Genomic DNA, 12,022 nt, shown 5'->3' with positions numbered 1-12,022 from the left:
TGGCGATGAACAAGTTACACAAGATGATCCTCGCCCCGGTCGCCATGGCGGTGCTGCTCAGCACCGCCAGTTGGGCCGCCGAGCAGCCGGCCCTGTCGGATCGGGCCTATCGGGCGGTCAACAAGGCGCAGGAGCTGATCACCGAGAAGAAATACGGCGAGGCCAATGCCAAGCTGCAAGACGCGCTCTCCGGCGCGGGTGATCGGGTCTACGACAAGGGGGTCATATTGCAGACTCTCGGTTTCGTAGCTGCTCAGCAGGAGAAATACGGTCAGGCGACCAAGTACTTTGCCGATGCCATCGCGACAGGCGGCCTGCCGCCACCGGTGGCCCAGCAGGTGCGCTACAACCTGGCCCAGCTCTATATGGCTGAGGGTAATTATCAGGGCTCGATCAAGACCATGAAGGAGTGGTTTGCCAACCAGGGCAAGGATGACAAGCCCAACTCCCATGCCTATATCACGCTGGCCAACGCCCACGTGCAGCTCAAGCAGTACCGTGACGCGATCCCGGCAGTGGATCAGGCGATCAAGCTGTCGGCAGGTAAAGCGCCGGAGTCCTGGTATCTGCTGAAGATGGGGGCTCACTACGAGCTGAAACAGTACAAACCGGCGACCGAGGTGCTGACCTCTCTGGTCAACATGTTCCCGGAGAAGAAGAAGTACTGGACCCAGCTGTCGGCCATGCATATGCAGGCAGGCAACGATGCCAAGGCGCTGGCTGCGCTGGAGTCGGCCTATAACCTCGGCATGTTGACCGAGGCCGCCGAGCTGCAGCGCCTCGCCAACTACCTCGCCTTCACCGGCATTCCCCATCGCGCCGCACGGGTGATGGAGAAGGGGATGAAGGACGGGGTGATTGAGCAGAGCGCCAGCAACTACAAGACCCTGGCCAACTACTGGCATCAGGCCAAGGAGCTGGATCCGGCCATCGACACCCTGGCCAAATCTTACCAGCTGGCCCCGAGCGCCGAATTGCAGCTGAAAATGGCACGCATGATGATCCAGAGCAAACGCTATCAGGATCTGGTGGCGCTGGCCGCCAAACCGGCCGCCAATGCCAATGGTGAACAGCGTGCGGATCTCAAGTTCCTGACCGGTGTCGCCTATTTTGAGCAACAAAAGCCGAAGGAGGCCCTCAACGCCTTCACCCAGGCGGCTCAGAATGGCAACGTCAGCGGTCGGGCATCTCCGTGGATCAGCTTCCTCAAAGAGCAGAGTGGCACCGGAGAGGCAGCCGTCCAGTAATTCCAATGACAACTACCTGTAGTCCCTTTTATGGTTGCCTGGTGGCTCCATTAACCGCTCTTCGGAGCGGTTTTTTTATGGTGGCTGCCAGCACCGGCTGGTGGCCGATGCGCGGTTTTATCCCTCTTCATGCCAATACAGAGCCTCCCTCGACATTGGCCTATCTCCCCGGATGCGACAAACGTTTCCGCTAAGGCTGCAACCGTGACACCAGGTGACACAGCGCTGTGGTTGACGGGGGCTTGGGTGGCTCGCTGACTGGCGGGCAGTGCCATTCATCTTTCACTCAGCTGCGACTTGCCAGTGTGGCTTTTGCCCTGTTGATAAGCGTCACATCGAAAACGGCTACTTTTAACAAGAAAAGCAACATATGGAAGTTGAAATTTTGGCCGACTCAGGAAAGAATGCGCGCTCGGTTATTGGCGTCGTGGGGCAGGTTGACCCGCCACCGGCAGACCGAGGATGAGACGGCCCCCGGCCCATTTGGTACAGGAAACCACACAGGAATTTTATGAATCCCCTTCGCACTGCCGCTTCGGCCCTTTTATGCACATTTGCGCTGGTCAGCCAGCAGGCTGCCGCTGTCGAGTACCGTCTGCCTGCGGCCAACAGCCGCCTGATCGGTGAAAACCAGGAATACGTGGTGCCTGCGGACAACCGTCCGCTGGAGCAGATCGCTGCTGACTTCCAGCTGGGTCTGACCAACATCATGGAAGCCAACCCGGGCGTTGATCCCTATCTGCCGAAGGCGGGTAGCACCCTGATCATCCCCCACCAGCTGATCCTGCCCAACGCGCCCCGCGAAGGGATCGTCATCAACGTTGCCGAGATGCGTCTCTACTACTACCCGAAAGGGAAGAACGTGGTGGAAGTGCTGCCCATCGGCATCGGTCAGCTGGGGGTAAACACCCCGGAGAACTGGATCACCAAGGTAGAGCGCAAACGCGCCAACCCGACCTGGACCCCGACCGAGAACATCCGTCGTCGCTATGCCGCCCAGGGCAAGACCCTGCCGGCAGTCTGGCCAGCGGGTCCGGATAACCCCATGGGTCTGCACGCCCTCTACATCGGCAACCTCTATGCCATCCACGGCACCAATGCCACCTTCGGTATCGGTCTGCGGGTAAGCAGCGGTTGCGTGCGTCTGCGCGCTGACGACATCAAGTATCTGTTCGACAACGTGCCGGTCGGCACCCGCGTCCAGTTCGTCAACCAGCCGGTCAAGACCACGGTCGAGCCGGATGGCGGTCGCTACATGGAAGTACACGAGCCGCTGTCGCGCACCGAGGAGGAGTTCAACTCCACCGCCTCCGTGCCGCTCCCGATGACACCGGCTATCACCCGCTTCATCGCTCACGCCGAGTCTGACTCCAACGTGGTCAAGCAGGTGCTGGAACAGCGTACCGGTATGCCGACCCGTCTCAATCCCTGATTGAGCAAGTTGGCGGTGCCGCGCGCACTGGCTGAATAAAGAAAACGGCGACCATCTGGTCGCCGTTTTTTATGGGGGAGTCACCGCTTGCTTACTGCACGCAGACCGGGCAGAAGGCGTAGGTGCCTTGCGGATCGTTGAAGCGGGTGAGCGGGTCGAGACTGCGGTTCACTTCCACCAATGCCTTGCCAAATCCTGCCGGCAGCCAGCTTTGCAACTGGGGGGCCAGCACTTGGGCACTGCTATCAAACAGCTGGCGCAGGAACTTGTCCTTGGTGGACTCCTCCTGCTCGATGGGGGTCACCTGCCACTCCTTGAGGTTGGCCAGTTCGGCGGCGGCCTTGATGGCGTCATCCAGATTGCCGAACTCGTCCACCAGACCCAGGGCTTTGGCATCTTCGCCGGTCCAGACCCGACCTTCGGCCGCTTTTTCGGCTTCTTCCGGGCTCAGGCCGCGGCCCTTGCTGACCAGACCGATGAAGCGCTGGTAGGTATCTTCCACGCTCAGCTGGATAGCCTGACCGACGTGATCCGGCAGGGCGCGGGTCGGGCCGACGCCGACGTAATCTGTGGTGCCAACCCCGTCGGTATGCACCCCGAACTGGGCCAACGCCTTGTCGATGGTGGCGAACATGCCGAATACCCCGATGGAACCGGTGAGAGTAGTGGGGGAGGCGAAGATCTTGTCCGCATCGGCGGAGATCCAGTAGCCACCGGAGGCGGCATAGCTGCCCATGGAGACCACTACCGGTTTGCCAGCCTGTTTCAGAGCCAGCAGCTCGGCGCGGATCTGCTCGGCGGCGAAGGCGCTGCCGCCGGGGCTGTCGACCCGCAGGACCACGGCTTTGACCTTGTCATCGCGGCGGGCATCGGCCAGCAGGTCGGAGAGGCTATCACCGCCGATGGTACCGGCAGGCTGGACGCCATCCATGATGGCGCCGCTGGCGACCACCAGACCCACCTCATCCTTGCCGCTCTGGGGATATTGTTCCGGAATGGCAGCCAGATACTCTTTCAGGCCGACCCCTTTCCAGCCGTGATCGTCCGCTTCACCCACCTCTTTAATGACCGCCTGGGTCATCTCGTCGCGGGTGGCCAGCTGATCCACCAGACCGTTGTCGAGGGCGTAGTTGGCGGCATTGCCACCGGCCTTGCGCAGCAGCTCGAGGAAGCGCTCCTTGCCCGGCGCGACCGCATCCGGTTCGATCTCCCGCTGCTCGGCTACATCGGCCACATAGGATTGCCACAGCTGATCCAGCCAGCGCTGGTTTGCTTCTTTGCTCTCGGGAGACATCTCGTCGCGGGTATAGGGTTCGACGAAGGATTTGTAGGTGCCGACCTTGAATACATGCGGGGTGATGTTGAGCTTCTCCAGCGCCGACTTGAAGTAGGTCTGGTAGACACCAAGCCCCTCGATCACCACGGCGCCGCTCTGGTTGAGCAGCACGTGATCGGCGTGGGCCGCCAGCAGGTACTGGCCCTGAGTGTAGAAGTCGGCCATGGCGATCACCGGTTTGCCGCTCTCCCGGAAGGAGTCGATGGCACTCGCCACCTCCTGCAGTTTGGTGAAGTTGGCTCCCTGCAGCCCTTGTGGCTTGATCACCAGCGCCTTGATGCGCTCGTCATCCTTGGCACTTTTGATGGCCCACAGCAGGTCGGAGAGGACGATCTCGCTCGGCTGCTCATCGCTGCTGTCCATCTGGCGCAGCAACTGGACTGTGGGATCTGTCTGGGTGCGTTGCTCCACCAGCACGCCGTTGAGATTGAGGGTCAGCGCCCCTTCGATGGGCGCCTTGGGTGCCTCTTTCTGGCTGACGCTGAAGACGATGACCAGCACTACGATGAGAAACAGCAGATTGACCAGCATCAGCCGGGTGAAATTGAGCAGGCGCCACAGGCTGCGGAACAACCAACCCAGACCTTTGAAAATAGACATAGTCGCGTTATCGCCCTGTTAATGGGTAGAGAAGAGCCATTATTAACCAGTTGCGGGCGAAATTGCCATTTCCGACTGGCGGATCCCGCCTATCTTCGTTCAGGGCACGGCTGTTCGCTGAAAAATTGTCCAAACATTTGTTTGAAAAAGAATTTTCGATTCTTTACTCTAGCCTTAGTTTGATAACAAAAAATTAACTGGAGGCATCGTGAGCCGCTATCCGACCCTGCTGACCCCGCTCGATCTTGGTTTTACCCAGCTGCGCAACCGTGTGTTGATGGGCTCCATGCATACCGGCCTCGAAGAGGAGAAGGGCGGTTTTGACAAGCTGGCCGCCTTTTATGCTGAGCGCGCCCGTGGTGGTGTTGGCCTTATCGTCACCGGCGGCATTGCCCCCAACTTGCGCGGTCGGCTGGTGCCTCACGGCTCCCAGCTGAGCTTCCCTTGGCAGGTGAGCAAGCACAAGAAGGTGACCAGCGCCGTACATCAGGAGGGGGGCAAGATAGCGCTGCAGATCCTCCATGCCGGTCGTTACGCCTACCATCCCTTCAGTCTGGCGCCGAGCGCCCTCAAGGCCCCCATCTCCCCGTTCAAACCGCGCGCCATGAGCGAGCGGCAGATCCGCGGCACCATCCGCGACTTCGCGGCTACAGCAGCGTTGGCCAAGGCGGCCGGTTATGACGGCGTCGAGGTGATGGGCTCGGAAGGTTATCTCATCAACCAGTTCATCTGCGAGCGCACCAACAAGCGCACCGATGGCTGGGGCGGCAGCAGCGAAAACCGGATGCGCTTCCCGGTGGAGATTGTCCGCGCCATCCGCGAGCGGGTCGGCACCGACTTCATCATTATCTTCCGCCTCTCCATGCTGGATCTGGTGGAGCAGGGCTCGACCCTGGAAGAGGTGATTGCCCTTGGCAAAGCGCTGGAAGCGGTGGGGGTGACCCTCATCAACACCGGTATCGGTTGGCACGAAGCGCGTATTCCCACCATCGCCACCAGCGTGCCGCGCGGTGCCTTCAGCTGGGTGACCGCCGAGCTGAAAAAGCATCTCAAGGTGCCGCTTATCACTACCAACCGGATTAACACACCAGAGGTGGCAGAGCGGATTCTGGCGGGTGGCGAGGCGGATATGGTCTCCATGGCGCGCCCTTTCCTGGCAGATCCCGAATTTGTCATCAAGGCGGCCGAGAACCGGGCGGACGAGATCAACACCTGTATCGCCTGCAATCAAGCCTGCCTCGACCATGTGTTCAAGCAGAAGCGCGCCTCCTGTCTGGTCAATCCCCGCGCCTGTTTCGAGACCGAATTGACGTTTGGCCGCGTGCCCCAGCCCAAGAAGCTGGCGGTGGTGGGGGCGGGCCCGGCCGGGCTGGCGTTTGCCTGTTACGCTGCCGAGCGCGGTCATCAGGTGAGCCTGTTCGATCAAGCCAGCGAAATCGGCGGCCAGTTCAACTTCGCCAAGCAGATCCCGGGCAAGGAGGAGTTTCACGAAACCCTGCGCTATTTCGCCAAACGGCTGGAGAAGTGCGGCGTCGAGCTCTATCTGGGCCAGCGCCAGAGTGCCGAGAGCCTGCTCGGCGGCGGTTTTGACGAGGTGATCCTCGCTACCGGTATTCGTCCGCGCACCCCCAATATTCCGGGGATCGAACATCCCAAGGTGATGAGTTATCTCGATGTATTGCGGGATCACAAACCGGTCGGCCAGAAGGTGGCGGTGATCGGTGCCGGCGGCATCGGATTCGATGTGGCTGAGTATCTGGTCGAGAAGAAGGTGGAGATGGATGCCGATGGGCACCGTGATCACTGGCTCAAGGAGTGGGGCATCGACAAACAGCTTGGCGAGCGCGGTGGCCTTACGGTTCCTGAAATCGACGCCCCCGAGCGCCAGATTTGGCTGCTGCAGCGCAAGGAGAGCAAGGTGGGTGACGGCCTTGGTAAGACCACCGGCTGGATCCACCGTACCGTGCTCAAGAACCGCAAGGTGCAGATGCTCTCCGGGGTGCAATATCTGGGGATCGATGACGAGGGCTTGCACATTCAGGTGGGCGAGAGCAAGCAGTGTCTGCCGGTAGATCAGGTGATCGTCTGCGCCGGGCAGGAGCCCCTCAAGGAGCTGCAGGCCGGGTTGCAGGCGGCAGGCAAGCCGGTGCATATCATCGGCGGAGCCGACGTGGCTGCCGAGCTGGATGCCAAACGCGCCATCCGGCAAGGGGCCGAGCTGGCAGCCGTCATCTAACCAGCGGCGCCTTCTTGCCCTTTATAGTGCGATAAACCCCTGAGCCTCAGGGGTTTTCTTCATTCGGTGCTGTGCTAAGGTAGCGCCATCATTGCCCCAGAGAAGGAATTGCCCATGGATGCCCTCACCCTGTTGCTCAATCGCCACTCCTGTGGCCGTCTCGCCGATCCCGCCCCGAGCGGTGAGGTACTCGACAATATTCTCAAGGCGGGCCTGCGCGCGCCGGATCACGGCACCCTGACCCCCTGGCAGTTCATTCTGTTTGAAGGGGAGGGGCGCGAGCGGCTGGGCAAGCTGTTGGCGGACGCCGCCCGTGCCCGTGGCGAAGATGAAGAGAGCATCAAGAAGTGCAGCGAAGCGCCGCTGCGGGCACCCTTGCTCGTCGCCGTGGCAACCCGTTATCAGGATCACCCCAAGGTGCCGAAACTGGAGCAGGAGCTCTCCGCAGGTTGCGCCCTGATGGCGATGCAGATGGCGGCGCAGGCGCAGGGCTTCAACGGTATCTGGCGCTCCGGCTGGTTTATCTTCGATGAGCAGATCAACAAGGGATTGGGACTGGCGGCAGAGGATCAGCTGGTGGGTTTCCTCTACCTCGGTACCCCCATGCTGGAAGCACGCAAACTGCGCGAGCTGCCGCTTGATGAGTTTGTCCGCCGTTTCTGACTTTTCGGCCACGTTGCGGTTGAGAGAAGCAAAGCCTCGAGAAATCGGGGCTTTTCTGTTTAACCGTGAATAGTAACCAGAGAAATTGGGGAAAATAAATGGCTCAAAGAGGCTTCGCGTGCCATAGCAGGTAATTATTTAAATAGTGCGATGTATCTCGCAATCCTGTTGTATTTCACTATGTAAAACGTTTGCGCATTCGCTAATATCTCCCTGCCAGTTTAGAAGGGCACTCCTTCTAATTTTTCTGCGATGAGAGTCGCAATTCCGTAGCACCTTTTAACAGCCCAACGTCTTCGTGACATTGGGCTTTATTTTTTTATGGGGTGTCGGGGTTACTGTGAGCTGATGGTTGCATCATCATACAGCCCGGTTGGCAGCCTTATGTCCTGTTTTTGGCTGGCAGGATCCGGGCTGGATTGCCGACTACCCGAGCACCGGCCGGTACATCTTTGGTGACTACGGCGCCTGCGCCGACGATCGCCTCCCGCCCTATGGTGACGCCGGGCAGCAAGATGGCGCCGCCCCCAATCCAGACCTTGTCTTCAATGGTGACCGGCAGCGCCGTCTCTGTGCCCTGAATCCGTTCGTCGGCCTCCAGTGCATGGGCTGCGGTATAGATCTGCACGTTTGGCCCAATCATCACGTTGGCGCCGATGCGAATGGGGGCATTGTCCAGCAGGGTCGCCCCCATATTGATGTAGGAGTCCTTGCCCAGGTGGATGTGGCGGCCATAGGTGCAGTAGAGGGGCGGGCAGATAAAGGCATTCTCTGCCAGTTCGCCAATCAGCTCCGCCAGTAGTGCCCGCTGCTCTGCCTCCTCTTCCGCCTGATTGAAACGGCGATAGCGCCGTGCCGCCTCCCGGCGCAACTGGGCCAGCTCGGATGCCATGCAGTTGTACGGTTGGCTGCTAATCATCTTCTGGTATTCGATCATGGCAGGGCCCCAATGATGTGGAAGAACGATGTTAATCCTTCATTGGCCAGAGAAGCGTGAACCGTCCCCCAGAGTGGGAAAGGAGGGAGAAACAACAAGAGCACCCGCGGGTGCTCTTGTTTAATAAAGATGCTGACTTGCCGCCTTGAGAGCGGGAGCTATGTTTAGCCGTGTTTGCGGCCGGAGAGGCGGCACCACTCTTCCTTGACGGCGGTCGGGTCCATTTCGAACCACTGGCCGTAGATAGTTTCCAGCTCCGGGGCCTGGCTCTCCAGCACGCCGGAGAGGGCCATCAGGCTGCCCGCTTTGCCGTGGCCGGCGATCAGCGGAGCCAGTTCGCGCAGCGGGCCGGCCAGGATGTTGGCGACCACTACGTCCGCTTCGACGTCTTGTGGCTGGTCGGCTGGCAGATAGAGCTCAATCTGGTCGGCGACGCCGTTGCGCGCGGCGTTGTCGCGGCTGGCCTGAATGGCCTGCGGGTCGATGTCGATGCCGATGACGCGGGCGGCACCCAGTTTCAGGGCGGCGATGCCGAGAATGCCGGAGCCGCAACCAAAATCGACCACGGTTTTACCGGTCAGATCCAGCCCGTCCAGCCACTGCAGGCAAAGTGCCGTGGTGGGGTGGGTACCGGTACCGAAGGCCAGGCCCGGATCCAGCATGACGTTGACCGCATCGGGGTTCGGCACGTCGCGCCAGCTCGGGCAGATCCAGAGGCGCTCGCCAAACTGCATGGGGTGGAAGTGATCCATCCACTCGCGCACCCAGTCCTTGTCCTCCAGCTGCTCGACCTTGTAGCCGACATTTTCGCCGAAGAGCTGCTGGAAGAAGGCGATGGTGGGAGCCGGATCGGTTTCGGCATCGAACAGACCCATCACTTCGGTCTCGCCCCAGAGCGGGGTTTCACCGGGCATGGGTTCATAGACGGGCACATCCTTGGCATCCATAAAGGTCACCGCCTGGGCTCCACGCCCCAGCAGCATGTTGCTCACCTTGTCTGCGGTCTTGGCAGTGGCGTTGATTCGAATTTGTATCCAGGGCATGGCGTCGACTCTTCATAAATGTGAAACCGCGAGATTCTACCATCATGGGGCAGTGCTGTCGTGGTTTGCCCATGACGTGGAGGGATACGGGGGCTTTTGCCGGATTGGCACGGTTCCTGTATTGCACTATGCAGGCGAAGACGACCGGTTTTCGCTGAACGCTTTGCTCAAGTTCCGTCATCTTTCACTGCCACCCTCGGGTGGCATTTTTTTATCTGCACTTGTTTGCCTGGTAAACAGTCTGCCAGACAAAAAAAGAGCAAGGTCGGCACCTTGCTCAAGGACGGGCTGACGCCGTTTTGGCGCATTCATGCTGCTGTTGGCACGCCAGATGCAGAGACTAATATGTCCTGCATAAGGATATGTGTGTGATTGTTACCCCAATGTTCAGGTATTCAGGCCATTTCTCGCGAAATGGCCTCTTTTTTGGCTGATCGTCGGACGTTGGCCTGCCACAGGCTGTCATGAGTGCCGCTGGTTGTGCCCGTTTGGGGCATCTCCTTGGTGAACTTATCCCATCATGGTGCGTTGGAGGGCTTAGTTGGCAAAGCCGCTCATGTCGATCACCAGCTTGCCTACCATGCGGCCCGCCTCCACCTCGGCATGGGCCTGAGCCAGCGTGACTGGGGTCAGTGAGGGGATGGTTCTGGTCAGAGTGGTCTGCAATACCCCTTCATCGACCAGTGACGCCACCCGGCCGAGCAGGCGGTGCTGCTCGATCATGTCCGGCGTCTGGAACAGGGAGCGGGTGAACATGAACTCCTGGCTGAAGGTGACGCTCTTGCTCTTGAGCAGGGAGAGATCCCACGGCTCGCTCGATTCGGCGATGGTACAGATATGGCCAAACGGACGGATCAGCCCGGCCATGGTGGCCCAGTGCTCGGCGGTGGCGTTGGTGCAGAAGATGGCATCGACCTGAGTGATGCCAAGGGCGGTCAGCTCCTCCTGCAACTTGTGGTGGTTCACGACCTGATGGGCGCCCATTTCGAGGCACCACTCACGGCTCTCGGGGCGGGAGGCGGTCGCAATCACCTCCATGTCGGTGAGCTGGCGGGCCAGCTGGATGGCGATGGAGCCCACGCCACCGGCGCCGCCAATGATCAGCAGTTTGCCACGGCTTTCGCGGGTAAGAGCGAAGCGCTCGAACAGGGTCTCCCAGGCGGTGATGGCGGTGAGCGGCAGGGCGGCGGCCTCCACATCGCTCAAGGTGGTGGGGGCGATCGCGGCGATGCGCTCATCCACCAGTTGCAGGGCGCTGTTGCTGCCCGGACGGCTGATATCGCCGGCATACCAGACCCGGTCGCCCGCCTTGAACAGGGTCACTTCGCTGCCGGTGGCGATCACTTCCCCCACCGCATCCCAGCCCAGTACCCGGGGCGAGCTTTCAATTTTGGCCTTGGGGGAGCGCACCTTGGTATCTACCGGATTGACAGAGGTGGCGGTGACCCGCACCAGCAGATCCCGCGGGCCCGGGACCGGATCGGGCAGGTTTGCGGCGATGAAGCAGTCAGGGTGGTCGCTTGGCAGATAGTGAGTCAGGGCAATGGCTTTCATGGTTTTTCCTTTCAAATCGCTGTGTTCGGGATTGCCATTCACTCTAGTCTGGTTGATTATCAAGATTAAGATGGGTAATCGGTAAAGACTGTTTGAATATATGAACAATGTCGATCTGGAGTTGATGGGGCTGTTTGCCACCGTGGTGGAGCAGGGAAGCTTTACCCGAGCCGCCGAGCTGCTTGGTATGCCCAAGTCATCGGTGAGCCAGAAGATCTCGCGGCTCGAATCCCAGCTCGGGGTGCGGCTGTTGCAGCGTACCACTCGCAGGTTGAGCCTGACGCCGCAGGGGGAGCTCTATGTGGAGCACTGTCAGGGGCTGCTGGCACTGGCCCGCAGTGCCAATCTGGCGATGGCACGGCTGCGCTCGGCCCCGGCGGGGCGGGTGCGGATCACTGCCCCCGAGGCGACCGGCACCCTGCTGCTTGGCCGGATCCTCGCCGAGTTTCGCGCTCTCTATCCCGAAGTGGTGCTGGAGTTGACCCTGAGCGATGAACAGCTCGATCTGGTGGGGGAAGGTTATGATTTGGCGCTGCGGGCGGCGCCGCTGAAAGACTCCAGCCTCATCTGCCGGCGTATCGGTCAAGTGGCGCGCCATCTGGTGTCGGCGCCCGCCTATCTGGCGGCCCACGGCATGCCGCAACAGTTGAGCGAGCTGGGCCGTTATGCCTGTCTGGTGCACTCGGCCATGCCGGTGTGGCCATTGCAGGAGGGTGGCTGGCGGCCGCAGGGGGCCTGTGTCAGCAACAGCTTGCTGGCGCTGCGGGAGATGGCACTCCATGACGGGGGGATTGCCCTGTTGCCCCACCATGTCTGTGAAGGGGATTTGGCGGCGGGGCGATTGCAGAAGGTGTTGCCGGATCAGCCCATTCCGGCCAACCCGTTCTACCTAATCTATCCGAGTCGGGAGCATCTGGCCCCCGCCCTGCGCACCCTGATGGATTTCGTGGCCGAGCGGTTGCCGTTTGCCTGAG

9 protein-coding genes are annotated in these 12,022 nt (G+C 60.6%); 5 read left to right on the top strand and 4 right to left on the bottom strand.

Features of this window, described 5'->3' with window-relative positions; translation table 11 throughout:
* Window positions 1–5: 5 nt before the first annotated feature.
* Window positions 6–1,247, top strand: a complete 1,242-nt coding sequence (locus tag G5229_RS18225) for a tetratricopeptide repeat protein (RefSeq protein WP_144714242.1) — start codon at window positions 6–8, stop codon at window positions 1,245–1,247.
* A gap of 511 nt (window positions 1,248–1,758) precedes the next feature.
* Complete coding sequence (locus tag G5229_RS18220) at window positions 1,759–2,679, top strand: L,D-transpeptidase family protein (protein ID WP_005338927.1); 921 nt, start codon at window positions 1,759–1,761, stop codon at window positions 2,677–2,679.
* A 91-nt stretch (window positions 2,680–2,770) separates the two neighbouring features.
* On the opposite strand, the gene sppA is transcribed toward G5229_RS18220, so the two are convergent.
* Window positions 2,771–4,615 (bottom strand): signal peptide peptidase SppA, encoded by a 1,845-nt coding sequence (gene sppA / locus G5229_RS18215; RefSeq protein ID WP_150997008.1) that lies wholly within the window; start codon window positions 4,613–4,615, stop codon window positions 2,771–2,773.
* Between the two features lie 208 nt (window positions 4,616–4,823).
* Between sppA and G5229_RS18210 the strand changes: the two genes are divergently transcribed.
* Both G5229_RS18210 and G5229_RS18205 read left to right on the top strand, forming a co-directional pair.
* The gene (locus G5229_RS18210; protein WP_421209934.1) at window positions 4,824–6,851 is read left to right on the top strand and encodes an FAD-dependent oxidoreductase; all 2,028 of its coding nucleotides are present in this window, start codon (window positions 4,824–4,826) and stop codon (window positions 6,849–6,851) included.
* Window positions 6,852–6,965: 114 nt separating this feature from the next.
* Complete coding sequence (locus G5229_RS18205) at window positions 6,966–7,514, top strand: NAD(P)H nitroreductase (protein WP_279464406.1); 549 nt, start codon at window positions 6,966–6,968, stop codon at window positions 7,512–7,514.
* Window positions 7,515–7,896: 382 nt separating this feature from the next.
* Here the strand turns inward: G5229_RS18205 and G5229_RS18200 are convergent, their stop codons facing one another.
* The 3 genes from G5229_RS18200 to G5229_RS18190 form a co-directional block, all read right to left on the bottom strand.
* The gene (locus G5229_RS18200; protein WP_421209933.1) at window positions 7,897–8,451 is read right to left on the bottom strand and encodes a sugar O-acetyltransferase; all 555 of its coding nucleotides are present in this window, start codon (window positions 8,449–8,451) and stop codon (window positions 7,897–7,899) included.
* A gap of 164 nt (window positions 8,452–8,615) precedes the next feature.
* A complete protein-coding gene (gene prmA / locus G5229_RS18195) occupies window positions 8,616–9,494 on the bottom strand; it encodes a 50S ribosomal protein L11 methyltransferase (RefSeq protein ID WP_421209932.1) in 879 nt (292 codons plus the stop codon).
* Window positions 9,495–10,031: 537 nt separating this feature from the next.
* Complete coding sequence (locus G5229_RS18190; protein WP_421209930.1) at window positions 10,032–11,048, bottom strand: zinc-binding alcohol dehydrogenase family protein; 1,017 nt, start codon at window positions 11,046–11,048, stop codon at window positions 10,032–10,034.
* A 100-nt stretch (window positions 11,049–11,148) separates the two neighbouring features.
* On the opposite strand from G5229_RS18190, the gene G5229_RS18185 reads away from it, so the two are divergent.
* Window positions 11,149–12,021 (top strand): LysR family transcriptional regulator, encoded by an 873-nt coding sequence (locus G5229_RS18185; RefSeq protein ID WP_421209928.1) that lies wholly within the window; start codon window positions 11,149–11,151, stop codon window positions 12,019–12,021.
* The last annotated feature ends 1 nt before the right edge of the window (window position 12,022 follow it).

Origin of the sequence: Aeromonas sp. 602396 (assembly GCF_049173735.1) — a bacterium.
GTDB classification, from domain to species: Bacteria; Pseudomonadota; Gammaproteobacteria; order Enterobacterales; family Aeromonadaceae; genus Aeromonas; species Aeromonas veronii_A.
Note: the sequence above shows the minus strand (reverse complement) of the source record. Positions and strands in the feature narration are given on the sequence as shown.

What these genes read in the sequence shown, in the direction of transcription:
- G5229_RS18225 (WP_144714242.1), top strand. Translation starts at nt 6, where the DNA reads ATGAACAAGTTACACAAGATGATCCTCGCCCCGGTCGCCATGGCGGTG.
- G5229_RS18220 (WP_005338927.1), top strand. Translation starts at nt 1,759, where the DNA reads ATGAATCCCCTTCGCACTGCCGCTTCGGCCCTTTTATGCACATTTGCG.
- sppA (WP_150997008.1), bottom strand. Translation starts at nt 4,615, where the DNA reads ATGTCTATTTTCAAAGGTCTGGGTTGGTTGTTCCGCAGCCTGTGGCGC.
- G5229_RS18205 (WP_279464406.1), top strand. Translation starts at nt 6,966, where the DNA reads ATGGATGCCCTCACCCTGTTGCTCAATCGCCACTCCTGTGGCCGTCTC.
- G5229_RS18200 (WP_421209933.1), bottom strand. Translation starts at nt 8,451, where the DNA reads ATGATCGAATACCAGAAGATGATTAGCAGCCAACCGTACAACTGCATG.
- prmA (WP_421209932.1), bottom strand. Translation starts at nt 9,494, where the DNA reads ATGCCCTGGATACAAATTCGAATCAACGCCACTGCCAAGACCGCAGAC.
- G5229_RS18190 (WP_421209930.1), bottom strand. Translation starts at nt 11,048, where the DNA reads ATGAAAGCCATTGCCCTGACTCACTATCTGCCAAGCGACCACCCTGAC.
- G5229_RS18185 (WP_421209928.1), top strand. Translation starts at nt 11,149, where the DNA reads ATGAACAATGTCGATCTGGAGTTGATGGGGCTGTTTGCCACCGTGGTG.